The 23,056-nt window shown below is 64.2% G+C and carries 23 protein-coding genes; 11 read left to right on the forward strand and 12 right to left on the reverse strand.

What is annotated here, in order from left to right; translation table 11 throughout:
• Positions 1 to 23: 23 nt before the first annotated feature.
• From NLM25_RS30350 to rfaD, 3 genes are read right to left on the reverse strand one after another with little or no spacing between them, the layout of a single operon-like run.
• Positions 24 to 1,307, reverse strand: a complete 1,284-nt coding sequence (locus NLM25_RS30350) for an O-antigen ligase (protein ID WP_254139432.1) — start codon at positions 1,305 to 1,307, stop codon at positions 24 to 26.
• Entirely contained in the window at positions 1,304 to 2,788 is a 1,485-nt protein-coding gene (gene rfaE1 / locus NLM25_RS30355; RefSeq protein WP_254139433.1) for a D-glycero-beta-D-manno-heptose-7-phosphate kinase, read from the reverse strand. The genes NLM25_RS30350 and rfaE1 overlap by 4 nt, the downstream gene beginning before the upstream one ends.
• A gap of 12 nt (positions 2,789 to 2,800) precedes the next feature.
• Positions 2,801 to 3,781, reverse strand: a complete 981-nt coding sequence (gene rfaD, locus NLM25_RS30360) for an ADP-glyceromanno-heptose 6-epimerase (protein WP_254139434.1) — start codon at positions 3,779 to 3,781, stop codon at positions 2,801 to 2,803.
• A gap of 159 nt (positions 3,782 to 3,940) precedes the next feature.
• Here rfaD and waaF point away from each other — a divergent pair, with 159 nt between their 5' ends.
• The 3 genes from waaF to NLM25_RS30375 all read left to right on the forward strand — a co-directional run bounded on the left by waaF (position 3,941) and on the right by NLM25_RS30375 (position 6,393).
• The gene (gene waaF, locus NLM25_RS30365; protein WP_254139435.1) at positions 3,941 to 5,008 is read left to right on the forward strand and encodes a lipopolysaccharide heptosyltransferase II; all 1,068 of its coding nucleotides are present in this window, start codon (positions 3,941 to 3,943) and stop codon (positions 5,006 to 5,008) included.
• A gap of 298 nt (positions 5,009 to 5,306) precedes the next feature.
• Positions 5,307 to 5,606, forward strand: a complete 300-nt coding sequence (locus tag NLM25_RS30370) for a hypothetical protein (RefSeq protein ID WP_254139436.1) — start codon at positions 5,307 to 5,309, stop codon at positions 5,604 to 5,606.
• 388 nt (positions 5,607 to 5,994) lie between these two features.
• On the forward strand, positions 5,995 to 6,393 hold the full coding sequence (locus tag NLM25_RS30375) for a hypothetical protein (protein WP_254121375.1): 399 nt from the start codon (positions 5,995 to 5,997) through the stop codon (positions 6,391 to 6,393).
• Positions 6,394 to 6,584: 191 nt separating this feature from the next.
• Here the strand turns inward: NLM25_RS30375 and NLM25_RS30380 are convergent, their stop codons facing one another.
• The gene (locus NLM25_RS30380; protein ID WP_254139437.1) at positions 6,585 to 7,622 is read right to left on the reverse strand and encodes a glycosyltransferase family 4 protein; all 1,038 of its coding nucleotides are present in this window, start codon (positions 7,620 to 7,622) and stop codon (positions 6,585 to 6,587) included.
• Between the two features lie 126 nt (positions 7,623 to 7,748).
• Here NLM25_RS30380 and galE point away from each other — a divergent pair, with 126 nt between their 5' ends.
• From galE to NLM25_RS30395, 3 genes are all read left to right on the forward strand, one after another.
• A complete protein-coding gene (galE, locus tag NLM25_RS30385) occupies positions 7,749 to 8,762 on the forward strand; it encodes a UDP-glucose 4-epimerase GalE (protein WP_254121377.1) in 1,014 nt (337 codons plus the stop codon).
• Between the two features lie 118 nt (positions 8,763 to 8,880).
• Entirely contained in the window at positions 8,881 to 10,683 is a 1,803-nt protein-coding gene (locus tag NLM25_RS30390) for an ABC transporter ATP-binding protein (protein WP_254139438.1), read from the forward strand.
• 35 nt (positions 10,684 to 10,718) lie between these two features.
• A complete protein-coding gene (locus tag NLM25_RS30395; RefSeq protein ID WP_254139439.1) occupies positions 10,719 to 11,420 on the forward strand; it encodes a fumarylacetoacetate hydrolase family protein in 702 nt (233 codons plus the stop codon).
• Positions 11,421 to 11,505: 85 nt separating this feature from the next.
• On the opposite strand, the gene NLM25_RS30400 is transcribed toward NLM25_RS30395, so the two are convergent.
• Complete coding sequence (locus NLM25_RS30400; protein WP_254141291.1) at positions 11,506 to 11,964, reverse strand: nuclear transport factor 2 family protein; 459 nt, start codon at positions 11,962 to 11,964, stop codon at positions 11,506 to 11,508.
• Between the two features lie 130 nt (positions 11,965 to 12,094).
• Between NLM25_RS30400 and NLM25_RS30405 the strand changes: the two genes are divergently transcribed.
• The gene (locus NLM25_RS30405; protein WP_254121381.1) at positions 12,095 to 12,637 is read left to right on the forward strand and encodes a Spy/CpxP family protein refolding chaperone; all 543 of its coding nucleotides are present in this window, start codon (positions 12,095 to 12,097) and stop codon (positions 12,635 to 12,637) included.
• Between the two features lie 3 nt (positions 12,638 to 12,640).
• The gene (locus NLM25_RS30410) at positions 12,641 to 13,366 is read left to right on the forward strand and encodes a sulfite exporter TauE/SafE family protein (protein ID WP_254139440.1); all 726 of its coding nucleotides are present in this window, start codon (positions 12,641 to 12,643) and stop codon (positions 13,364 to 13,366) included.
• A gap of 47 nt (positions 13,367 to 13,413) precedes the next feature.
• Here NLM25_RS30410 and NLM25_RS30415 read toward each other — a convergent pair whose 3' ends face one another.
• The 3 genes from NLM25_RS30415 to NLM25_RS30425 all read right to left on the reverse strand — a co-directional run bounded on the left by NLM25_RS30415 (position 13,414) and on the right by NLM25_RS30425 (position 15,716).
• On the reverse strand, positions 13,414 to 14,343 hold the full coding sequence (locus tag NLM25_RS30415) for an aspartyl/asparaginyl beta-hydroxylase domain-containing protein (RefSeq protein WP_254139441.1): 930 nt from the start codon (positions 14,341 to 14,343) through the stop codon (positions 13,414 to 13,416).
• Positions 14,344 to 14,483: 140 nt separating this feature from the next.
• The gene (locus NLM25_RS30420) at positions 14,484 to 14,639 is read right to left on the reverse strand and encodes a hypothetical protein (protein ID WP_198034869.1); all 156 of its coding nucleotides are present in this window, start codon (positions 14,637 to 14,639) and stop codon (positions 14,484 to 14,486) included.
• Positions 14,640 to 14,792: 153 nt separating this feature from the next.
• Positions 14,793 to 15,716, reverse strand: a complete 924-nt coding sequence (locus NLM25_RS30425) for a LysR family transcriptional regulator (RefSeq protein ID WP_254139442.1) — start codon at positions 15,714 to 15,716, stop codon at positions 14,793 to 14,795.
• Positions 15,717 to 15,922: 206 nt separating this feature from the next.
• Here NLM25_RS30425 and NLM25_RS30430 point away from each other — a divergent pair, with 206 nt between their 5' ends.
• Genes NLM25_RS30430 through NLM25_RS30440 form a run of 3 tightly spaced genes read left to right on the forward strand, consistent with a single transcriptional unit; the run spans position 15,923 to position 18,137 of the window.
• Positions 15,923 to 16,633 (forward strand): SDR family NAD(P)-dependent oxidoreductase, encoded by a 711-nt coding sequence (locus tag NLM25_RS30430; protein ID WP_254139443.1) that lies wholly within the window; start codon positions 15,923 to 15,925, stop codon positions 16,631 to 16,633.
• Between the two features lie 15 nt (positions 16,634 to 16,648).
• Complete coding sequence (locus NLM25_RS30435; RefSeq protein WP_254139444.1) at positions 16,649 to 16,885, forward strand: 4-oxalocrotonate tautomerase family protein; 237 nt, start codon at positions 16,649 to 16,651, stop codon at positions 16,883 to 16,885.
• Between the two features lie 22 nt (positions 16,886 to 16,907).
• Positions 16,908 to 18,137 (forward strand): YbfB/YjiJ family MFS transporter, encoded by a 1,230-nt coding sequence (locus NLM25_RS30440; RefSeq protein ID WP_254139445.1) that lies wholly within the window; start codon positions 16,908 to 16,910, stop codon positions 18,135 to 18,137.
• Between the two features lie 21 nt (positions 18,138 to 18,158).
• Here NLM25_RS30440 and NLM25_RS30445 read toward each other — a convergent pair whose 3' ends face one another.
• The 4 genes from NLM25_RS30445 to metK all read right to left on the reverse strand — a co-directional run bounded on the left by NLM25_RS30445 (position 18,159) and on the right by metK (position 23,004).
• On the reverse strand, positions 18,159 to 19,625 hold the full coding sequence (locus NLM25_RS30445) for an NAD(P)/FAD-dependent oxidoreductase (RefSeq protein WP_254139446.1): 1,467 nt from the start codon (positions 19,623 to 19,625) through the stop codon (positions 18,159 to 18,161).
• 50 nt (positions 19,626 to 19,675) lie between these two features.
• Entirely contained in the window at positions 19,676 to 20,095 is a 420-nt protein-coding gene (locus NLM25_RS30450) for a nuclear transport factor 2 family protein (RefSeq protein ID WP_254121389.1), read from the reverse strand.
• Positions 20,096 to 20,259: 164 nt separating this feature from the next.
• Entirely contained in the window at positions 20,260 to 21,681 is a 1,422-nt protein-coding gene (gene ahcY / locus NLM25_RS30455) for an adenosylhomocysteinase (protein ID WP_254121390.1), read from the reverse strand.
• 126 nt (positions 21,682 to 21,807) lie between these two features.
• Positions 21,808 to 23,004, reverse strand: coding sequence for a methionine adenosyltransferase (gene metK, locus NLM25_RS30460; RefSeq protein WP_014493886.1), 1,197 nt, complete (start codon positions 23,002 to 23,004; stop codon positions 21,808 to 21,810).
• Positions 23,005 to 23,056: the final 52 nt, after the last annotated feature.

The following is a 23,056-nucleotide window of genomic DNA, read 5'->3' on the forward strand; positions in this document are numbered from 1 at the left end:
AGAGTTGCCAGCCGCGCGGCCGTTCAGGAACCCGCTTCCCCCACCTTCACCTCGCCCTGTTGTGCCCGGATCACCATGCCGCCGGCAACGCCGACGCCGATGACGTACATCCACCCCTCGTGGAAGTCGAACAGATGGGAGTTGAGCAGCGAGGTGAAGACGTTCTGGACAACGACCAGCAGCCCGATCCATCTGGCGAACCCGTCGCCGCGAAACAGCAGGAAGTGAGAGATCCAGATCGCGTAGAGAACGACGATGCCGATGGCGCCCCATTGCACGGCGACATGCAGCGTCTGGTTATGCGGATTCGGAAAGACCCTCACGCCCGGAACCCAGGAGGGCTGCTTGGAAGCTCGCTCGAACAATCCCTGCGAGGAGCCGGTACCATGCCCCGCAAGCGGAGCCTGCACGAAGAACCGCGCCGAATGCCGCCAATATTCGAGGCGTTCGCCCATGGACGTTGGGACGTTCTCCTCCATGTAGAGCCGGTAGTCGCTCGAAAACGTGTCTGCGGTCTTGCGGAGTTGCGGTGAGGCCTGCCAGGCGACGGCGGTCCCGGCGATCAGCGCAACGCAGAGGATGGCGATGCTGCGCCACCTCAAATGAAGCACCGCGAACACGGCGGCCATGATCGGAACAGTGACGAGCGCGGTGCGCGATACCACCACGAAGGCCATGTTGACGAAGAAGCTCAGCGCCAGCGCCGTCAGGAGTCCGGCAAGCCAGTATCGCTTCTCACGCAGCAGCATCACGATCGGATAAGCGAGCGCGACCGCGCACAGCGTGAATTCCTGGCTTTGGTTGATGTAGTTCTTGACGAAGATCCCGCGCTCGAGGTGGTCGGACTTCAGCGTCAGGCCAGGATAGAAAGCGACCAGCCACGACATCACCGACAGCAGCGCGCAGGACACCAGGAAGGCGATGAAGATCCATTGGCCGCGCGGCGAGCGCTCGAAATGATAGAGGAAGACCGGTAGCACGAGCAGCTTGACGGTCGGGCTGAGCGCATAGATGCGCGCGCCCCAGGCCGCATCCGACCACAACGTGCCCACCAGCGCGAGCAGGACCAGCGCGATCGGCGCCGCTGCGATCGGGCGCTTCAGCGATTGTAGGAATGCGCGGATGTCGAGAAACGGCACCATGCAGACCAGGAACGCGGCGTTGAAGATCGCAGCGAGCGAGGTCGACCAGGGCAGCGACGCCACGGTCAGGATCGCGAACAGGTCGGCCGTCTCGCACCACGCCGCCGGGCTGCGCAGGCGCCGCGCCAGCATCTGGAAGGTCGTCTCCCGGACAAGCGTCGTCACTTGCCCCCTCCCCGCGCGCGATGAACCAGTGCGGTCGTGCTGAAACCGTGGAGGATGTCGACCAGCACGACCGTTCCGCCGGCGGCTTCGACGACTTCATGGCCGACCACCTGCTCGCGGGTGTAATCGCCGCCCTTGACCAGCGCGCTCGGCTTGATCCGGGTGATCAGGTCGATCGGCGTGTCCTCCTCGAATATGACGACGAGATCGACGGCTTCGAGCGCCGCGAGCACCTCCGCACGCGCCCGCTCGTCCTGAACGGGGCGATCGGCGCCCTTCAGCCGCCGCACCGAGGCATCGCTGTTGAGGCCCACGATCAGGCGGTCGCAGGCGGCGCGCGCCGCGGTCAGCACCTTGACGTGGCCGGGATGCAGGATGTCGAAGCAACCGTTGGTGAAGCCGACGCGCAGGCCCTGCCTCTTCCACTCGGCGAGATGCGCCTCAAGCGCATCAGGCTCGAGCAAGATCTTCTCCTCCGCAGCGAGATAGGCATGCGGCAGGATCTTTCGGCGCAACTCGGCCGCGCTCACGCTGGCCGTGCCCTGCTTGCCGACGGCGACGGCAGCGGCGGCATTGGCCATGCGCAGGGCCGTGTCCCAGTCCGCGCCTGCGGCGAGCGAGACCGCGAGGGCCGCTGCGACCGTGTCACCCGCGCCGGAGACGTCGCGCACCTTCACGGGGACGGCGGGAACATGAACGGCCTCGCCGTTGCGCGGCACCAGCGTCATGCCGTGCTCGCCTTGCGTGACCAGGATCGCCTCGCAATCGGCGAGCCGCATCACGTCCTCACTGGCGTCGACGATGCTCTGCGGCGTATCGGCGCGGCTCCGTGTCGCCTCTGAAAACTCCTTGCGATTGGGCGTGAGCAGCGTGGCGCCGCGATAGATCGCCCAGTTCAGGCTCTTGGGATCGACGATCACGGGCTTGCCGAGCTTTCGCGCGGCGTCGATCGCGTGGCGGATCACGCGCGCGGTCAGCACGCCCTTGGCATAGTCGGACAGCAGCACGATGTCGGCGCGCGCGATCTGCGGCAGGATTGCTTCGATCAGCCCGGTCTCGATGTCGTCGGAGGCAGGCGCCGCATGCTCCCAATCGGCGCGCAGCATATGCGTGGAAAAATGCTCGGAGACGAAGCGGACCTTGCGCGTGGTCGGCCGCGACGGATCGCACACCAGCACGCTTTCGATGCCGTCGTGCTCAGCGAGCGCGGCCTTGAGCCGTGCACCGGCATCGTCCTCGCCGACGAGGCCGACGAAGATGCAGCGCGCGCCGAGCGAAGCGATGTTGCGCGCGACGTTGCCGGCGCCGCCGATATGGATCTCGCTGCGCTGCGCGGCAATCACCGGCGCCGGCGCTTCCGGCGAGATTCGCGACACCTCGCCATAGACGAATTCGTCCAGCATGATGTCGCCGACGCACAGGACCGTGCGGCCTGAGATGGCTTGCGCGAGGGCGTCGAAATCGAGAATGGGCGTCGGCATGGTCCTGGAGCCTCAGCGGAAACGGTCGGGCCGGTCGAGATAATCCCCGACATAGGCCTTCACCGCATCCTCGAGCGTCGTGAAGCCGCCGTTATAGCCGGCGCGCTGCAGGCGATCGACCTCGCTCTGGGTGAAGTATTGATAGCTGCCACGGATCTGCTCGGGCATGTCGACATATTCGATGTTCGGCTTGCTGCCGAGCGCGGCATAGGCAGCTAGCATCAGGTCCTTGAAGCTGCGCGCCTTGCCGGTTCCGACGTTGAAGAGACCGGACACCGATGGCGTCGCCAGTAGCCACATGACGACGCGCACGACGTCGTCGACATAGATGAAATCGCGGCGCTGATCGCCGTCGGCGATGCCCTCGCGATGCGATTTGAAGAGCTGCACAACACGGCCCGCTTTGACGTCGTCGAACCGGCGCGCCAGCACGCTCATCATCGAGCCCTTGTGGTACTCGTTCGGGCCGAACACGTTGAAGAATTTCAGCCCGGCCCATTGCGGCGGCAGCCGATCGCCCTTCGCTGCGCGTTCGGCAACGGCGAGATCGAACAGGTGCTTGCTCCAGCCGTAGAGATTCATCGGCCGCAATTTCTTCAGCGCGGGGACCGAGGCGTCGTCGTCAAAGCCTGCCTCGCCGTCGCCATAGGTCGCCGCGGACGAGGCGTAGATGAACGGCACGACGCCGGCCGTGCACCAGTCCAGAAGACGCATCGACATGCGGAAGTTGGTCTCGAATACGAGGTCGCCGTCGGTCGCGGTGGTCGCGGAAATCGCCCCGAGATGGATCACCGCGTCGAGCTTGCGGCCTTTCAGCCAATCGAGCAGCTCGGCCGGCGGAACGATATCCACAAGCTGGCGCTTGGCGAGGTTGCGCCATTTGCCGTCATTGCCGAGCAGGTCGCAGACGACGACGTCGCTGCGGCCCGCGTCATTCAACGCGGCGACGACATTCGATCCGATAAAACCGGCCCCGCCGGTCACCAGCAACATTCCACCTACCCTGCCCGATGTTTTATGGCCCGGTCCTGCCCTAGCGCATGATCCACCAAAGTGTAAGCGGTTTTGGGTCAGCTCCGTCCCGGCTTTACCTGCCGGCCCGGAGCGGGTAACCGAACCGCCACATCACGCGCCTTCCGGTCCTATTAACGAATGAATCAAGATTCGCAATTTAGCCGAGATGCAGATCGGAGCGACACCCGCCCGATCCTGATCATCCCCTACATGTGGATTGGCGATTTCGTCCGGAATCATACCGTTGTCCGGATCCTGAACGAGCGCTGGCCGAATCGGCCGGTCGATCTCCTCACCACCTCCCTATGCGCCCCGCTGGTCGAGTACATGCCCGGCGTGCGTCAGGGGATCGTCTGGGACCTGCCGCGCAGCCGGCTGGCCGTGGGGCGCCAGTTCGGCCTGGCGAAGCTGCTGCGTGAGCGGAACTATGGCACCGCCCTGGTGCTGCCCCGGACCTGGAAGGCCGCCATCGCGCCCGCGCTGGCCGGCATCCCTGAAAGGGTCGGCTTCGTCGGCGAGTTCCGGTTCGGCCTGCTCAACCGCTGGCGCTGGGGCGAGAAGAAGCTGCCCCGCTTCATCGACAAGAACGCCGCCCTCGCCCAGCCCGACGGCGCGCCTTTGCCGCCAGAATGGCCGGTCCCGCAATTGCGGGTCCCGGCTGACGACATCGCCCGCTGGCGGCAGGCCAACGGGCTGAGCGCCCGTGCCGCCGTGGCGCTGGCCCCCGGCTCGGTCGGCGTCTCAAAGCGCTGGACCTACTATCCGGAGGCTGCCCGCTTGCTGGCCGAACGTGGGCTGGAGGTCTGGGTGGTCGGCGGCCCCGCGGAAAAAGGCCTCGCCCAGGAGATCGTCGCGGCCGGCGGCCCGGGCGTGCGGGACCTCACCGGCAACGATTTGCGCAACGGCGTGCTGGCAATGGCCGCGGCAGGCGTCGCCATCTCCAACGATTCCGGCCTGATGCACATCGCAGCCGCCCTGGGCACGCCCACCATGGGCATCTTCGGCCCGACCAGCCCCTACCTCTGGGCGCCGTTGAACGGCCTTGCTGCAACCGTGGTCCAGGACAAGAGCGTGCTGTCCTGTCAGCCCTGCCAGAGCACGATCTGCAAGATGAACGACCACCGCTGCATGCGGGATATCGCGGCGAGCGAGGTGGTGGGAATTGCGCAGCGGGTGCTCGGGGATCACGCTCAAGCGACAACCTAAAGCGCGATGACGATCCATCCTGATCTCATCGCGCTTTAGTCGGGACCGCTCGACACCCGAAAGGCGACCATTGAGCCTGCCGGTCCGACGCCCGGTCAACAGTCGTGAACACACCCAAGCGTAAAGACATTCAAGCGCACGGCGCAGAAAAAGGGCAGCGCGGGTGCCACTTGCCAAGGGTGAACCAGGATCACGTCGGCCGAGACGAATCCTCATCGAGACGCGAACAGAGGTTTAGCTCCTCAACGTCGCTCGATACATGCCTCTTGAACAGTTTACACAACGATGGAGGTAACCCATGCCGATCGTTCAATTCACCCGATTCAAGACCGACAAACCCGAGGAAATGGTCAAGATCGTCAGACAGGCAAAGAAGATCTTTGAGAAGCATGGCGCCGAATTTCTCCGGCTCTCCCGCTTCCATACTGGCGCGTGGGCAGGAGAGTTGCTGGTTGCGACGCGCTACGCCAATTGGGAAGTTTACGGCAAAGTGCAGGAAGCCGTGGCACATGACCCGGAGTTCGCGCAAGTGCAGGCTGATGGAATGAAGATTGCCGAGCTTCAGGGCCGCAACATCGCCGTCAGCATCGATCTCTGAAGCATGATCCGGAAAGCGCGAAGCGGTTTTCCGGGAAGATCATGCTCCAACGATAACCTGAGGCGCGACGACGGTTCATCCTGATCTCATCGCGCCTCAGTCGGGCGCCGCTCCCCCAACCGCGGCAAGCGCGGAGGCCGCGGGACATGTTCGGTGGCCTGTCTGAATTCTGACAAGCCGGGCGACCCATCGCGTTACGCTGCGCCCTGCCGCAAGCAGACGGGCGTTCTGCAGGTCCTTTGACCTAGATCAACAACAGTTTCGCCAGTTCGTCGCACCCAAATGCGACGCAAGACCGATACGAAGGACCACATCTTAGTGCTTACTGCGCCTTCTCGGCATCGAAGAGGCTGATTCAGCGACATTGCCCCTTTAGTCGGAGAGTTTCATGAGGACCTTCAATCCCTTGGTGACGGCATTGCTTCTCGTGACGCAATCGGCCTCGATACAGGCTGCGGATTTGAACGGAGCCTGGTCAATCGACGCCTCGGCCTGTGGCCAAATGTTCACCAAAGAGAACAACAGGCTTGCCTTCAAGAAAGATGCTGATCTCCACGCGGGCGGCCTGATCGTCCAGGGAAAGCAAATCACCGGCACATTTGAAAAATGCACCGTCAAATCATTGCGCGACGACGGGCCGAACATGCGACTGATCGCGTCGTGCTCGGACGGCGTCGCGATTTCAGACGTGACATTCGATCTGACATTCTCCGGCGAGAATAACATCACGCTCAGCTCCAAGGAGCCGGTGCCGGTGCAAATGCCGTATGTGCGCTGCCCAATGTGAAGTCGACCACGACGGCGTCGAGGCTGTGCCGATGATGACATCATGCCGGTGCTTTGCCCGACGAGTCAAATCTATTTCGTAAAATCAGAATCAATCGTCACCGGCCGCAAGTCATTGATTCTGCTGGCCCCGGCTACTGTGCATGGGGTTGTTTTCGCGGTTTTTTGCCTTGCTGCCCTGGAAACGACGCCTCAGAGCAGCGGACGATATACCTCGCCGATCCGCGCCGCTTCGGCATCGAGGCTGAACTTCTCGAGCACGCGCGCCCGGCCGCGCTCACCCATCACCGTTGCGGTAGCCACGTCGCGCATCAGCGGCTCGAGCGCCACCGTGAGCGCGCCGGCATCACCTGTCGGGATCAGCACGCCGGTGACGCCATCCTCGACGACGAGCTCGGCAGCCCCGGCACGCGCAGCGACCAGCGCGCTGCCGGCCGCCATCGCCTCGATCAGCGTCAGGCCAAAGCCCTCGTTGCGCGAGGTGAAGGCGTAGATCGTCAACCGCTGGTACCAGCGCTGCACCGCTTCGATCGGCAGCTCGCCGGTGATGACGATGCGCGTTTGCAGGCCGGCGGCCTCGATGCGCTTCTTCAGGTCGTTCGCAAAAACAGTTTGCTCGGGCGTCACCTGACCGACGATGACGGCGGTGAAATCCGGATAGTGCGGCAGCAGACGGCACATCGCATCGACGAACACATCCGTGCCCTTCTGCGCGCGCACGCGACCAAAGCAGCCGATCGCGTAGCGGCCCGGCAGCGCGGCTTCCGCGAACGCAGCGGCGCGATCGAGCGGCGGCGCATAGACATCGGTGTCGACGCCGTGCGGGATCACCGTCGATTTCACCTTGAGGAACGAGGCCGAGATATCTGATGTCGCGATGATCGCGTCCATGCGCCGGATCAGCCAGCGCGTGATCCAGCTGTGATGCCGCTGCGCTGCCGACGTGAACACGAGTTTCAATGGCCAGCCGAGCGCACGCAACGCGACGCCCGCGATCATCTCGTTGTTGCGCCGGGCGTGCCAGATCAGCGGCGCCTTGCGGCCCCATAATTTCAGGAAATCCGCAGTGCTCAGCCGCACAATTCCCTCCGGTGCATCGGAGCCGAGCCAGCCGGCGCGAAACAGCCTTGCCAGCCGCGGCGCCACCATCCGGTTGGTCGCGGTGACCCCGGAATAGCGCCTGTGCAGATTTGGCACGATCACATCGAGATCGCCGGGGGATTTCGTCACGTCACACTCCGTTGAGCAGGCCCCCTATACGCAACATTAAGCATAGTGACCAGTTCAGCCGCACCGAAACCCCCTCTTCACCGCGCAAACGTTAACTTGGCGCGTTGATCGGAGACGGGTGAGATCATGACTGTGCTAGTCACCGGCGGTGCCGGCTATATCGGAAGTCACACGGTCCTGGCGCTGGCGGAAGCCGGCGAGGACGTCGTCGTGATCGACGATCTCTCGACCGGTTTCTCCGCCTATCTGCCCGAAGGCGTGCCGCTGTTCATTGGCGATGCCGGCGACGAGAATTTGCTCGAAGGCGTGATCGCCCAGCACAACATCGAGAGCATCATCCATTTCGCCGGCTCGGTCGTCGTGCCGGATTCGATGCGCGACCCGCTCGGCTACTACCGCAACAACTTCATGACCGCGCGCAATCTGCTCAACGTCGCAGTCAAGCGCGGCATCGGCCGCTTCATCTTCTCCTCGACCGCCGCCGTCTACGGCAATCCGGACCAGGTGCCGGTGCCCGAGCACGCGCCGACGCGGCCGCTGTCGCCCTACGGCTCGTCGAAGCTGATGAGCGAGATCATGCTGCACGACGTCGCCGCCGCCTACGGCATGCAATACGTGACCTTGCGCTATTTCAACGTTGCGGGTGCCGACCCGCAGGCCCGCATTGGGCTAGCCACCGTCGGCGCCACGCACCTGCTCAAGATCGCGGTGGAAGCCGCGACCGGCCAGCGCGCCAAGATCGACGTGTTCGGCACCGACTATCCGACCCAGGACGGCAGCTGCATCCGCGACTTCATCCACGTCACGGACCTCTCGCAGGCGCATCGCTCGGCACTGGCTTACCTCCGCAATGGCGGCGCCTCGACGACGCTGAATTGCGGCTATGGCCGCGGCTATTCGGTGCTGGAAACCATCGACGCGGTGCGCCGGGTTTCGGGACGCAGCTTTGCCGTGCAATACGCCCCGCGCCGGCCCGGCGACATCATGACCATGGTCGCCGACACCAGCCGCATCCGCGGCCTGCTCGACTGGAAGCCGCAATACGACGACCTCGAGACCATCGCGGCCCACGCGTTGGCCTGGGAGGACAAGTTGTTCCGCGAGCGCCATGGCGAGCTCCGCCACGCCGCCTCGGCCTAGATTCCATCCCGGCGCAAGCCCTTAATTGGGCTTGAAAAGCCCGGCTTTAGCGGGCACAGAGGCCCTTCGATCCCTGACGCGCGAGCAGGCTTTTCCTTGCTCCGTCAATGGACACCGGATGGCCCAGTTTCCAAAGAAAATCACCGACGATCCCTATGCGGCAGCGGTCCTGATTCGCCGCCTGGTCACGGAACAGGGGATGATCTACTGGCGGCGCTACCTCGTCGCCTTCGCGCTGATGGCGCTTGCCGCCGGATCGACCGCGGGCGCGACCTACGTGCTCGGCCAGGTCATCAACCAGGCCTATGTCGACAAGAACATCCCGGGCATCGCGATGTTCTCGGGCATCACGGTGATCCTGCTCTTCATCAAGGGCGTGGCGACCTACGGCCACATGGTGATCCTGACCAAGATCTCCAACGCCATCCTCGCCACCAACCAGCGCCAGCTCTTTGCCAAGCTGATGCGCGAAAGCGTCGGCTTCTTCTCCGAGCGGCATTCGTCTGAATTCCTGGCGCGGCTGACGGCCGGCGCCAAATCCATCACCGACGTCCTCAACATGCTGGTCAACGCCGTCGGGCGCGACCTCATGATGCTGCTCGCCATGATCGGCGTGATGGTGTGGCAGGATCCGGTGATGTCGTTCATCGGCCTCGTCGTGGTGCCGCCGGCGATGCTGGTGCTGCGCAAGCTGGTCAAGCGCATCAAGGGCCTCGCCTACAACCAGTTCACCGGCACCGCCGACATCATGGAGACGATGCAGGAATCGCTGCAAGGCATCCGCACCGTCAAGGCGTTCACGCTCGAAGAGACCATGCAGAAGCGTATCGACGAGAACATCGCGATCGTCGAGCGCAACGCCAACAAGATGGCCCGCGTGGCCAACCGCTCCAATCCGCTGATGGAGATGCTCGGCGGCTTCGCGGTCGCCGGCTGCCTGCTCTACGGCGGCTACAGCGTGGTCGCGCTCAACGCCACGCCCGGCGCGTTCTTCTCCTTCATGACCGCCTTCCTGATGGCCACCGAGCCGGCCAAGCGGCTGGCGCGGCTCAACATCGACCTCAACAGCCAGCTCGTCGGCGCCCGCATGCTGCTCGAAGTCGTCGACAGCCCGGCGAGCGAGCATTCCGACGACGACAAGCCGTCGCTCAAGCTCTCTGACGCGCGGATCGAGCTGCGCGACGTCAGCTTCTCCTATCGCGCCAGCGAGACCGTGCTCAACCGCATGAGCTTCGTCGCCGAGCCCGGCAAGGTCACCGCGCTGGTCGGTCCCTCCGGCGGCGGCAAGTCGACCGTGCTGGGGCTGCTGCTGCGCTTCTACGAGGTGACGCAAGGCGACATCGTGATCGATGGCCAGTCGATCGGCGCGGTGTCGCGCAAATCGCTCCGCGCCCAGACCGCCTATGTCGGCCAGGACGTCTATCTGTTCCGCGACACCATCCGCAGCAACATCGCCTTCGGCAAGCCCGGCGCGAGCGAAGAGCAGATCATCGATGCTGCGAAAGCGGCCTGCGCGCATGATTTCATCATGAGCTTCCCGCTCGGCTACGACACGCCGGTCGGCGAGCACGGCACACAGCTCTCGGGCGGCCAGCGGCAGCGCATCGCCGTTGCACGCGCGCTGATCAAGAACGCGCCGATCATCCTCTTGGACGAGGCCACTGCCGCGCTCGATTCGGAGTCCGAGCGCCAGGTGCAGGAGGCGATCGAGCATCTCTGCCAGAACCGCACCACCATCGTGATCGCGCACCGCCTGCACACCATCATGCACGCGGATGCGATCCTGGTGGTCGAGGGCGGCGAGATCGTCGAGCAGGGCCGGCACGACGAGCTGCTCCGCCGCGGCGGCCGCTACGCCTCGTTCTTCCGTCTGCAACATCACGACGCCGGCGCTCTGGCGCCGATCAGCGCAACCGCATAGAGTTCGTTTCACCTCAAGAGCAGCGAGACCGCTTCATGAACGCCGCCTCCTACGTCATCCCGCTTCCGCCCCAGGCTTCGCTTCCCGTCGTCGGGGAAAGCGGCCGCTACCCCGTGCGCCGCATCTGGTGCGTCGGCCGCAACTATCTCGAGCACATCCGCGAAATGGGCAACGACGAGCGTGCGCCGCCGTTCTTCTTCGCCAAGCATGCCGACATGCTGGTGCCCGACGGCGCCACCATTCCCTATCCGCCGCTGACCAAGGATTTGCACCACGAGGTCGAGCTGATCGTCGCGATGAAGAGCGGTGGGCTGAACATCCCCGCCGAGAAGGCGCTCGACCACGTCTACGGCTATGCCGTCGGCATCGACCTCACCCGCCGCGACCTCCAGATCGCCTCGCGCAAGAAGGAGCGTCCGTGGGAGATCGGCAAGTCGTTCGACGGCTCCGCACCCGCTTCCGCGCTGCAGCCGGCCTCGAAGATCGGCCATCCCTCCAAGGGCAAGATCTGGCTCACGGTCAACGGCAAGGAAGCCCAGACCGGCGACCTCGAGCAGATGATCTGGAACGTGCCGGAGACGATCTGGCAGCTCTCGCAGCAGGTGAAGCTCGCCGCAGGCGACATCATCATGACGGGCACGCCGGCCGGCGTGTCGCAGCTCCAGCCCGGCGACAAGCTCGAATGCGGCGTCGACGGCGTCGGCTCGCTGAAGGTCTCGATCGGCCAGCCCGAGTAAGCCGCGCAACATCTCGATATCGAAAGGCCCCGGACCTGTCCGGGGCCTTTTGCATGTCGAGCGCGCGATCGCGGACGTCTTCGATCTACCAGGCCTTCACCGGCCGACTGGCGTGGCTTGCCTGCGGCACACCGCGATTGAGCGACATGTGGGAATGCACACACAGCCAGCCATCGCCGACTCTCGAAAACACCATCGTCGCCCGGCCGGGACGCGGAAACGCGCTGCCATCGGGATGATAGCCCGTGCTCGTCCACGGCGCGATCACGGTCGCCATCGTGCCGTCGGGAGACGCCAGAATGGATGTCTGCTCGATGACAAATCGAAAGTCGGTCGTCTTCGGCCAAACGTTGTCCCATTGCGATGAGACCCATTGATCGAGGCCGGGGATGACATCGTTATGCGTGCCGAAGGCGAGCACATCCGGATGGAAGAGCGGCCGCGCCGAAGCATAGTCGACCTCGCGGACATACCCTGAGAAGGTCGCCAGCCACGTACGGAAGAATTGCACTATCTCGGTATTCGCAACTGGCAACGGGGCCATTGCCTGCTCCATGTTTGGCGTCTCGATCAAGGCAATCTTGTTGCCATGGGGCGAACCGTCCAGCAAGATATCTGGAGAGCACCGGTGGAGATCGATCAACGAGCCGGGCTGATCTCATGGAGGCAGACTTATGAGACGCATTCTGCTGCTTGCGGCCGCGCTTGTCGTAACCTGCAACACTGCGAACGCGCAGTCCAGCCAGCCGTATGCTGGCCTTGAGCAGCGCCCCATCAAGGCACTCTCGCGCCAGCAGATCAACGATCTCCAGACCGGTCGCGGCATGGGCCTGGCGCTTGCCGCTGAACTCAATGGATATCCCGGCCCGAGCCATGTGCTTGAGCTCGGTGATCGCCTTGACTTGACAGTGGATCAACGCGTCCAGGTTCAGCGTCTCTTTGACGACATGAAGCAAGAGGCGGTCCCGCTGGGCAACAAGCTTGTCGAGCAAGAGAGGGAGTTGGACCACCTTTTCTCTGCCCGCGTCGTGACGTCGGAATCGCTCAAGACGGCCATCGTTGCCATTTCCGAAACCCAGGCAAAGCTGCGTGAAAGCCACCTCAAATATCATCTGTCGACCGCCGCCTTGCTCGACCAGCGTCAAATGCAGCGATACGCGGAGTTACGAGGTTACCAGCGCGCCGACGATCCAGAAGGACACAAGCACCATCACTAGAAAATGCTGACCGCAGGCTTCGCTATTGTCTCGCTTCTCTACGCAACAGTAGGTCAGGCTGGAGGAACGGCATTTCTTGCCTTGATGGCCTTTGCCTCGTTTCCGCCAAACGAGATGCGGCCAACGGCTCTGTTACTGAATATCGTCGCGGCGACCTATTCCACGTGGCTCTTCGATCGCGGCAGCCATATCGACTGGGCAAAACTCAAGCCGCTGCTGATTGCGTCCCTGCCAACCACCCTGTTCGGCGCATCCATTGTGCTGGCCGAAGACATCTACCACGCGGTGACGGGGCTCGTGCTCCTCGTCGCCGCTGTCGTCCTGATAGTTGGGCGGAGCAGTCGCGATGCGCCGGATCGCGTTACTCCGCCCTGGGCCGCGATATCTATGGGCGCCGGTGTCGGCTTCATCTCCGGTCTCACTGGCGTTGGTGGCGGTGTTTTCCTCGCGCCCATTCTGGTCGGGATGCGCTGGGCATCACCCAGGCAGACCGCGGCGCTTTCCGCGCCATTCATCTTGGGTAACTCTGCAGTTGGATTGATTGGCACGCTCTACGTGGGACAAGTACCGTCGAGCCAGACTTGGCTATATGCCCTGGGTGCACTCGCCGGCGCGATGGTCGGCACCACGATTGGTTTGCGATGGTTCTCACAAGCGGCAACGCGTTACATTCTTGCCGCCGTCCTCGGCTCTGCCGGCGTTCAACTCGTAGCGTTCGCGGCCAGATGAAATCTTGGGATCGCAGGGCGGATTAACGACTTGTCCGCCCTACACATTCACTTCAACGCCGAAAACACGATGAGGCCGAGCACCAGCGCCGTCAGCGAGTATTTCAGCGTGTAGTACACGTTGCGGTTCCACTCCTTGACCTTGCGGCTGCCGAGATGGATCTCATAGAGCTTGCCGAACACCTTGTTGAGCACGCCGACATTCTCGCCTTCGACGTTCTGGGTCGCCGAGGCCTTGACGATGTGATGGCTGACCCAGCGGTTGATCGCGGTCATGAAGCCATATTTCATCGGGCGCTCGACGTCGCAAAACAGGATGATGCGGTTGACGTCGGTGGCATTCTCCGCGCTGTGGATGAAGGTCTCGTCGAACATGAAGGCCTCGCCGTCGCGCCAGACGCATTCGACGCCGTCGACGAGGATCCGGCACTTGTTCGAATTCGGCGTGACCAGGCCGAGGTGATAACGCAGCGAGCCCGCGAAGGGATCGCGGTGCGCGCCGAGCTTGCCGCCGGGCGGCAGCATCGCGAACATCGCGCCATGCACGCTCGGGATCGACTTGAGCAGCTCCACCGTCTTCGGGCACAGCGTGTTCGCCGAAGGCAGGAAGTCGTCGTACCATTTCAGGTAAAAGCGCTTCCAGCCGCTCTTGAAGAACGAGTAGAAGCCCCAGTCGTTGTTCTTGGCAGCGGCGCGGATGAAGCCCTCGTCGAACAGGCGCACCGCCTCATCGCGGATGGTCTCCCAGTTCTCACTCAGCGGTTTCAGCTCGGGAAACTGCTCGACCGGGATCACCGGCCTGTTCGGCACGGCCGAGCCCGCATACATCAGCACGTTGTAGGGCGCGAGATAGGTCGAGTGATCGCCGAGCTGGCGCGCGAAGCGCAACCGCTGCTTGCCGCGGAAGTGAACATAAATCGTCGAGGCCGCAAGCACATACAAAATGACGAGTTGCGGCGCAAAAAGCTGTTTCAACATTTCCCCGTTCCCCCGGTGACCCAGCCGGGGCGTCATTTATCCCGCCCCGGCCGAAGCGGCAAGATATTCACGGGTGGGTTGCAATCACACTGGGGAGAGCGCGGGGGGCGGAACCGGCGCGGGAAGCCGGCCAAGCCGGTTCACCCCCGCGACAGCGCCTGGAGGCCCTTGAAAGTGAGGCGCTTGGGGTCGGTGACGCCGGCGAGATAGAGCCGGCGGATGAAGGCGATGACGGCGTCGCGGTCGCAATCGGTCAGCGCGACGACGGCGTCGACCGCAATTCTCTGGGCTTCCATTGGGCTCACCTCGGCCTTGCGAGTAACCCCGGCCGAGACAGGCTAGGACTCCGCGGTTAATCCGGCGTTAACCGTTTGGGCAGCATGGCCGATTCACCCCGGTGCTCGAATACGCAAAACAACGCATTGGCAGTCGCGACGCAGCAGCGATGCTCAGCGCGCACCGATGCTCTTCTTCAGCAGTGCAAAGTGCTTCTTCAGCCGCGGCACGGCAAAGTCGGTGAACGCCCGCACCTTGGGCACCGAGAGCCGGCCCTGCGGGCAAATCAAATGCGCGGGCATCTCCGGATCCTCGTCGCCGGCCAGCACGATCTCGAGCTCGCCGCGCGCGACCTGTTCGGCCACCTGGTACGAATACATCCGCACCACCCCGCGCCCGGCAACCGCCGATGCCACCGCCGCATAGGTGCTGTTGACAACGAGGCGCGGCGTGAACTGCACCGTCCGCGCTGCCGATGCGCCGGCCTGCGGCGCAAAGGTCCAGGAATTGGGAAGGTGCGCCATCGCCACGATCTGGTGCTTGGCGAGATCGCCGGGCTCGGCGATGCGCGGGTGCTGCTTCAGATAGCGCGGCGCAGCCACCACGACGCGGCTGATCTCGCCGACCCGCATCGCGACCATCGCCGAATCCGCGAGAGGGCCGATGCGAAGCGCGATGTCGACGCCCTCCTCGATCAGATTCACCGAGCGGTCGAACAGCAGGAGCTTTGCCGACACGGTCGGATAGGCATCGAGAAACGCATCGAGGATCGGCCGCAGCACCATCTCGCCCGACACCACGGGGGCGGTCACCGTCAGCAGGCCGCGGGGTGCCGTGCGCGGTCCGGCCACGATGTCGTCGGCCTCCTCCAACTCGGTGAGCACGCGGCGGCAGATCGCGACATAGCGCTCGCCTTCTTCGCTCAGCTTGATCGATCGCGTCGTCCGGTGCAGCAGCTCGGCGCCGATCCGCTCCTCGAGGAAGGCGATGGCGCGGCTGACCGCCGCCGGCGAACGGCCGAGCCTGCGTCCTGCGGCAGCCAAGCTGCCCTCGTCCACCGCAAGGACGAACACCTTCATCGCATCCAGACGATCCATGCGCGTCCCGTCGCCCCATGAAATTGTGGTGGCAAGCTAGGCGTTTGCCACCGCCGCGACAACCGCCGCCAGAGGCCGATCCGGCATTCGTTCGCGCCGCGAAAGAGTGTCTGCCGGACGGCGCGTATTCGCGGCCAGGGGCCCGCGGCGTATCTGATCACGCAAGCCAGCCATCGGCCGGCACAAGCCAACAACAGGAGCCCATCATGGGTATCGAGCAGAAGGTCGCCATCGTCACCGGTGCTTCGCAGGGCATCGGCGCCGCCCTGGTCCGGGGTTTTCGCGATCGCAACTACCGCGTCGTCGCAACGGCGCGCTCCATCAAGCCCTCGGGCGACGACGATGTCCTCGCCATTCCCGGCGACATCGCCGACCGCAGCACGGCGGAGCGCGTGGTCTCGCAAGCCGTCGCCCGCTTCGGCCGCGTCGACACGCTGGTCAACAATGCCGGCATCTTCGTCGCCAAGCCGTTCACCCAGTACACCGCCGAGGACTATGCCGCGGTGATGGGCACCAACGTCGCGGGCTTCTTCCACATCACGCAGCTCGCCATCGCCGAGATGGAGAAGCAGGGTTCGGGTCACGTCGTCCAGATCACGACCACCCTGGCCGATCAGGCCAATTCGAACGTGCCGTCGGTGCTGGCCTCGCTGAGCAAGGGCGGGCTGAACGCCGCGACCAAGTCGCTTGCGATCGAATATGCGAGGCGCGGCATCCGCGTGAACGCGGTCTCGCCGGGCATCATCAAGTCGCCGATGCACGCGGTCGCGACGCACGCCCAGTACGGTGCGCTGCACCCGGTCGGCCACATGGGCGAGATGTCCGACATCGTCGATGCCGTGCTCTATCTCGAGGGCGCCTCCTTCGTCACCGGCGAGATCCTGCATGTCGACGGCGGCCAGAGCGCCGGTCACTGAGCGCGGAGACGCACGATGCCCATCGTGACCATTCAAGTGACCCGCGAGGGAACGGCGCCGGGAGCGGCGTCGCTCACCGCGGACGAGAAGGCCGCGCTGATCAGGGGATCGAGCCAGCTGCTGTTCGACGTTCTCGGCAAGCCGCTCGATTCCACTTTCGTCGTGATCGAGGAAGTCGACACCGACAATTGGGGCTGGGGCGGCCTGCCCGTGCAGGAGTTCCGGCACCGCCGCGCCGCAAAGACAGGATGATCCGCGCGCGCAGGAGGATGAGATGACCAACGCAAATACGAAGCAACATATGGAGACCCGGCTGCACCCGCAGCCGGAATCGACGTCGCGAACCACCTGGCGATACGCCGTGGCGGGATTGTCCGCATCACTGGTCGGACTTGGCCTCGCCCGCTTTTCCTACACGCCGCTGATCCCGGCGCTGATCGCCGCAAAATGGTTCAGCGCATCCGACGCCGTTTATCTCGGCGCGGCCAACCTCGCGGGTTACCTCGCCGGCGCGCTCGCGGCACGCGCCTTGGCCACCCGTATCGGCGCGGTTCACGCGTTGCGCGCGATGATGCTGCTCGCCACCCTCTCGTTCTTCGCGAGTTCCACCCCGGTGTCATTCACCTGGTTTTTCGCCTGGCGCTTTCTGTCGGGCCTCACCGGCGGAATCATCATGGTGCTGGCGGCCTCCGTCATCCTGCCGCACGTCTCAGCCGCGAGGCGCGGCATCGTCGGCGGCGTAATCTTTGCCGGCGTCGGCCTCGGCGTCGCCGCATCGGGCACGCTGGTGCCGCTGCTCCTTCAACAGGGCTTGCAGCAGAGCTGGTATGGCCTCGGCGTGCTCTCCGCGGTGCTCACGCTCGCGAACTGGTGGAACTGGCCCGCGGACACCAAGGATGGTGCCGCGCATGCGGATCACGCGAAGCACCGCCGTGCTTCGCCCGCCGTTCGCGCCCTGCTGGTCCAGTACGGCCTCAACGCGGTGGCCCTGGTGCCGCACATGGTCTTCATCGTCGATTTCGTCGCGCGCGGTCTCGGCCAGGGCATTGCCGCGGGATCGCGCTACTGGGTGCTGTACGGCCTCGGCGCGATCGTCGGGCCGCTCGTGACCGGTCATCTCGGCGATCGTTCGGGTTTCGGCCCTGCGCTGCGCGCGGCGTTCCTGATCGAGGCGGCCGCGGTGCTGTTGCCCACTGTCAGCACGGCACCGCTCTCGCTGATCGTATCGAGTGTCGTGGTCGGCGGCTTCACGCCCGGCATCGTGCCGCTGGTGCTCGGACGCATTCACGAGCTCGTGCCGCATTCGACCGAGCAGCAACGCGCCACATGGAGCCACGCCACGACCAGCTTCGCGCTATTCCAGGCGGCCGCGGCTTACGGCTTCTCCTGGATCTACGCGCAGACCGGCGGCGATTATCTGGTCCTGTTCGGACTTGGCGGCGGCGCCGTGGTGCTCGCGCTTGCAATCGATCTTGGCCTCGCGCTCACCACGCGCAAGGCATAGAAGCGGGCGGCGGCGGCGCGGTCAGGAATACCGCATCACGCCGTCGTCGATCCGGCCGAAGCGCAAGGAGACAATGTCGAGCGCGTAGTTCTGGTACAGCCGCCACGGCTGCTTCGAGCCCTGCTTCGGCATCTTGGCGACCGAGCGCTGGACATAGCCCGAGGTGAAATCGAGCGACGGCTGCGCGGTGATTTCAGGGTCGTCATTGTGCGGCATGCACTGACGGAAATTGTGCCGGTCCATGTAGTTGATGAGCCGGCAGACATATTCGCAGGTGAGATCGCATTTCAGCGTCCACGACGCGTTGGTGTAGCCGAAGGCCGACGCCATGTTCGGCACGTCCGCATACATCATGCCCTTGTAGGTCAGCGTGTTGGCAAAGTCGACGGCGCGGCCGTCGACGCTGACGTCGAGACCGCCGACGACCTGGAGCACAAGGCCCGTCGCCGTCACGATGATGTCGGCCGCAAGCTCGCTACCGTCCTTCAGGCGGATGCCGTCGCGGGTAAAGGTGTCGATCTCGCTGGTGACGACGGACGCACGCTGCTCGCGGATCGCCTTGAACAGATCGCCGTCAGGCACGAGGCACAGCCGCTGGTCCCAGGGATTGTAGCGCGGCGTGAAATGGGTCGCGACGTCGTAGTCGGGGCCGAGCGCCATCTGCACGCCCTTGAGCACCAGCTCCTTCACCTTCGCAGGACGGCGGCGGCTGAGCTGGAAGAAGAACATCCCCCACATCACATTGCGCCAGCGGATGACATGATAGGCAAGCCGCGTCGGCAGATTGCGGCGCAGCTTGTTGGCGACGGGATCCTGCGCCGGACGCGACACCACGTAGGTCGGCGAACGCTGGAGCATGGTGACCTGCGCCGCCTTCTTGGCAAGCTCCGGTACCAGCGTCACCGCGGTTGCGCCCGAGCCGATCACGACGACGCGTTTTCCCACATAGTCGATGTCCTCGGTCCATTTCTGCGGATGCACGATGCGGCCGGCGAAATCCGCAACGCCCGAAAATTCCGGCGTGTAGCCCGCCTCGTATTTGTAATAGCCCGAGCACATGAACAGGAAATTGCAGGTGAAGCGCACGACCTCAGTCGCGCGCTCACCCGAGATGCGTTCGACCTCGACGGTCCAGCGTGCATCCGGCGTCGACCACGCCGCGCGCTTGACGCGATGGCGGAAGCGGATGTGCTTCTCGATGCCGTTCTCGGTGGCGGTCTCGCGCACATAATTCAGGATCTGCGGCCCGTCCGCGATCGCCTTCGGGTCGGTCCACGGCTTGAACGAATAGCCGAGCGTGAACATGTCGCTGTCGGAGCGGATGCCGGGATAGCGAAACAGGTCCCAGGTGCCGCCGATGCAGTCGCGTCCCTCCAGGATGACGTAGCTCTTGCCCGGGCACTTGCTCTGCAGATGATAGCCCGCGCCGATGCCGGACAGGCCGGCACCGACGATCAGCACGTCGAAATGTTCTTTGGCTTCGGCCATAGCGTTTCTCCCCGCCACAGGATGGGCGACGCCGTGCCGAATTGCAACCGTCAGGCGGTGGCAGCGCCGTAGACAAGGGCGGTGTCGAAATACTCGTAGAATTCGACTGCCTTGCCGTCCTTGAAGCGCCAGAAATCGACCTTCGGGGTCTCAGCGACCTTCCCGGTCCTCTTATTGGTCCAGGCAGTTGAGCCGCGCGCGAAAACAGCGTCGCCCTGCGCGACGTATTCATTGATGGTGTAGTGCAGCATGCTCCAGTCAGCCAGCAGACCCTCGAAATAGCCACGCAGCTGGACGCGGTCGTCATAACACTTGGCAAAGGGCACCGCCGGAGCCCCCTGCGGAAGCGAGTCAAATTTGATCTGCGGGCCGATGACGCTGTCGAACCAATAGTCGACGCTGCCGCCCTTGCTGTCGTTCCACCGACGATAGGCTTCCTTGAGCAACTGAACGTTGGCTTCGCTGGACATCGCATTCCCTCCATATGCATTTGACAATGAACGTGGGAAACGCGGCCACCCGCTTCAGAAGTGGCGGGCTTGTTCTGGCTCTACCTCCGAGCGTACCACGGAGGGAACCAACAAAAAAAGCCCCGGATCGCTCCGGGGCCTTTGTGTCGCAACTGTAAGCGATCTCAGTACCGGTAATGGTCCGACTTGTACGGGCCTTCCTGCTTCACGCCGATATAGTCGGCCTGGTCCTTGCGCAGTTCGGTCAGCTTGACGCCGATCTTGGCGAGGTGCAGGCGCGCGACCTTCTCGTCGAGCGACTTCGGCAGCACGTAGACTTCCTTCTTGTACTTGCCGTCCTTGTTGTTGGCGAAAAGCTCGATCTGCGCCAGCGTCTGGTTGGTGAAGGAGGCCGACATCACGAAGGACGGATGGCCCATCGCGTTGCCGAGGTTCACGAGGCGGCCCTCCGACAGCATGATGATGCGGTGCTTGTCGGGGAATTCGATCTCGTCGACCTGCGGCTTGATGTTGGTCCACTTCAGGTTACGCAGACCCGCGATCTGGATCTCGTTGTCGAAGTGGCCGATGTTGCAGACGATGGCGCGATCCTTCATCGCGCGCATGTGCTCGATCGTGATGATGTCCTTGTTGCCGGTCGCGGTGACGAAGATGTCGGCGCGCGGGGCGGCGTCTTCCATGGTCACGACCTCGTAGCCTTCCATCGCGGCCTGGAGCGCGCAGATCGGATCGACTTCCGACACCATCACGCGGCAGCCGGCTTGGCGCAGCGAGGCGGCCGAGCCCTTGCCGACATCGCCGAAGCCCGCGACCATCGCGACCTTGCCCGACATCATCACGTCGGTGCCGCGGCGGATGCCGTCGACCAGCGATTCTCGGCAGCCATAGAGGTTGTCGAACTTCGACTTGGTGACGCTGTCGTTGACGTTGATCGCCGGCCACAGCAGCGTGCCGGCCTTCTGCATGTCATAGAGACGATGCACGCCCGTGGTGGTCTCTTCGGAGACGCCCTTGATGCTCTTGGCGATCTCGGCGAAGTAGCCCTTCGGCTTCTCCTTGAGCTGCTTCTTCAGGAGCGCGAAGAAGACTTCCTCTTCCTCGGAGCCGGGCTTGTCGAGGAAAGCGGCGTCGCCGTTCTCGGCGCGCAGACCGAGATGGACGTACATGGTGGCGTCGCCGCCGTCATCGAGGATCATGTTCGGGTGACCGCCACCGTGCCAGTCGAACAGCTTGGCGGTGTAGTCCCAGTATTCGGTCAGGCTCTCGCCCTTGACCGCGAACACCGGAATGCCGGCGGCGGCGATCGCCGCCGCAGCGTGATCCTGCGTCGAATAGATGTTGCAGGAGACCCAGCGAATGTCGGCGCCGAGAGCTGCCAGCGTCTCGATCAGCACGCCGGTCTGAATCGTCATGTGCAGCGAGCCTGCGATGCGCGCGCCCTTCAGCGGCTGCTTCGGGCCAAACTCTTCGCGGGTGGCCATCAGGCCGGGCATCTCGGTCTCGGCGAGCGAGAGCTCCTTGCGGCCGAAATCGGCGAGCGAAATGTCCTTGACGATGTAGTCGGTGAAGCCGGGCTTCGCATTCATAGCGGAGGTCCTGTTGTTGAATTGGTCATTCCGGGCGCCTCGACGAGGCGAACCCGGAATCTCGACATGATGGATCAGGGATCCCGGGGTCGCCGCTCTCGCGGCGCCCCGAAATGATTTTGGCAGTTAGACCGCGCGCTTGAGCGCTTCGACGAGATCGGTCTTCTCCCAGGAGAAGCCGCCCTCGTTGTCGGGGGTGCGGCCGAAATGGCCGTAGGCCGAGGTCCGCGCGTAGATCGGGCGGTTGAGGTCGAGATGGCTGCGGATGCCGCGCGGGGTGAGATCCATCGCCTTGGCGGCGGCCTTCTCGAGCTGGTCCTCCGACACCTTACCGGTGCCGTGGGTGTCGATGTAGATCGACAGCGGACGCGCCACGCCGATGGCGTAGGCGAGTTGGAGGGTGCAGCGATCGGCGAGACCGGCCGCGACGATGTTCTTGGCGACATAGCGCGCCGCGTAAGCCGCGGAGCGATCGACCTTGGTCGGATCCTTGCCGGAGAACGCGCCGCCGCCGTGTGGGGCCGCGCCGCCGTAGGTGTCGACGATGATCTTGCGGCCGGTCAGGCCGGAATCGCCGTCGGGACCGCCGATGTAGAACTTGCCGGTCGGGTTGATGTGCCAGATGGTCTTCGGCGTGATCCAGTCCTTCGGCAGCGCCTCGCGCACATAGGGCTCGACGATGTCGCGGATCTGCTTGGAGGAGATGTCCTCGACCAGATGTTGGTGCGACACCACGATCTCGCGCACGCCGACCGGCTTGCCGTTCTCGTACTGCACGGTGACCTGGCTCTTGGAGTCCGGACCCAGCACCTTCTCGCGGCCCGAGTGGCGCGCTTCGGAGATGAGGCGCAGGATCTTGTGGGCGTAGAAGATCGGCGCCGGCATCAGGTCGGGCGTCTCGTTGGTGGCGTAACCGAACATGATGCCCTGGTCGCCCGCGCCCTCTTCCTTGACCTCGCCCGGCTGCAGCGCGTCGACGCCCTGCGCGATGTCGGCCGACTGCGGGTGCAGCAGGATCTCGATGTCGGCCTTCTCCCAGTGGAAGCCGTCCTGCTCGTAACCGATGTCCTTGATCGCGGCGCGCACGACGCTCTCGATCTGCTCGTTGGTCACAGACTTCGGCCCGCGGGTCTCGCCGGCGATCACGACCTTGTTGGTGGTCGCGAGCGTCTCGCAGGCGGCGCGGATCTGCCACGGATCGATGCCGGCCTTGGGCCCTTCGCGGTAGAACAGATCGACGATTTCATCGGAAATCCGGTCGCAGACCTTGTCGGGATGGCCCTCGGACACGGATTCGCTGGTGAAGAGATAGGACGCGCGCATCAGTAACCCCTTGTTCCGCCGCTAAGCTGGCGGGCGTTTGCGATGTTTACCT

Origin of the sequence: Bradyrhizobium sp. CCGB01 (assembly GCF_024199795.1) — a bacterium.
GTDB lineage: Bacteria > Pseudomonadota > Alphaproteobacteria > Rhizobiales > Xanthobacteraceae > Bradyrhizobium.

Bases quoted from the DNA above. Each gene is read 5' to 3' on its own strand.
- rfaE1 (WP_254139433.1), bottom strand. From the start codon at position 2,788: ATGCCGACGCCCATTCTCGATTTCGACGCCCTCGCGCAAGCCATCTCA.
- rfaD (WP_254139434.1), bottom strand. From the start codon at position 3,781: ATGTTGCTGGTGACCGGCGGGGCCGGTTTTATCGGATCGAATGTCGTC.
- waaF (WP_254139435.1), top strand. From the start codon at position 3,941: ATGAATCAAGATTCGCAATTTAGCCGAGATGCAGATCGGAGCGACACC.
- NLM25_RS30370 (WP_254139436.1), top strand. From the start codon at position 5,307: ATGCCGATCGTTCAATTCACCCGATTCAAGACCGACAAACCCGAGGAA.
- NLM25_RS30375 (WP_254121375.1), top strand. From the start codon at position 5,995: ATGAGGACCTTCAATCCCTTGGTGACGGCATTGCTTCTCGTGACGCAA.
- galE (WP_254121377.1), top strand. From the start codon at position 7,749: ATGACTGTGCTAGTCACCGGCGGTGCCGGCTATATCGGAAGTCACACG.
- NLM25_RS30390 (WP_254139438.1), top strand. From the start codon at position 8,881: ATGGCCCAGTTTCCAAAGAAAATCACCGACGATCCCTATGCGGCAGCG.
- NLM25_RS30395 (WP_254139439.1), top strand. From the start codon at position 10,719: ATGAACGCCGCCTCCTACGTCATCCCGCTTCCGCCCCAGGCTTCGCTT.
- NLM25_RS30400 (WP_254141291.1), bottom strand. From the start codon at position 11,964: ATGGCCCCGTTGCCAGTTGCGAATACCGAGATAGTGCAATTCTTCCGT.
- NLM25_RS30405 (WP_254121381.1), top strand. From the start codon at position 12,095: ATGAGACGCATTCTGCTGCTTGCGGCCGCGCTTGTCGTAACCTGCAAC.
- NLM25_RS30410 (WP_254139440.1), top strand. From the start codon at position 12,641: ATGCTGACCGCAGGCTTCGCTATTGTCTCGCTTCTCTACGCAACAGTA.
- NLM25_RS30415 (WP_254139441.1), bottom strand. From the start codon at position 14,343: ATGTTGAAACAGCTTTTTGCGCCGCAACTCGTCATTTTGTATGTGCTT.
- NLM25_RS30420 (WP_198034869.1), bottom strand. From the start codon at position 14,639: ATGGAAGCCCAGAGAATTGCGGTCGACGCCGTCGTCGCGCTGACCGAT.
- NLM25_RS30425 (WP_254139442.1), bottom strand. From the start codon at position 15,716: ATGGATCGTCTGGATGCGATGAAGGTGTTCGTCCTTGCGGTGGACGAG.
- NLM25_RS30430 (WP_254139443.1), top strand. From the start codon at position 15,923: ATGGGTATCGAGCAGAAGGTCGCCATCGTCACCGGTGCTTCGCAGGGC.
- NLM25_RS30435 (WP_254139444.1), top strand. From the start codon at position 16,649: ATGCCCATCGTGACCATTCAAGTGACCCGCGAGGGAACGGCGCCGGGA.
- NLM25_RS30440 (WP_254139445.1), top strand. From the start codon at position 16,908: ATGACCAACGCAAATACGAAGCAACATATGGAGACCCGGCTGCACCCG.
- NLM25_RS30445 (WP_254139446.1), bottom strand. From the start codon at position 19,625: ATGGCCGAAGCCAAAGAACATTTCGACGTGCTGATCGTCGGTGCCGGC.
- NLM25_RS30450 (WP_254121389.1), bottom strand. From the start codon at position 20,095: ATGTCCAGCGAAGCCAACGTTCAGTTGCTCAAGGAAGCCTATCGTCGG.
- ahcY (WP_254121390.1), bottom strand. From the start codon at position 21,681: ATGAATGCGAAGCCCGGCTTCACCGACTACATCGTCAAGGACATTTCG.
- metK (WP_014493886.1), bottom strand. From the start codon at position 23,004: ATGCGCGCGTCCTATCTCTTCACCAGCGAATCCGTGTCCGAGGGCCAT.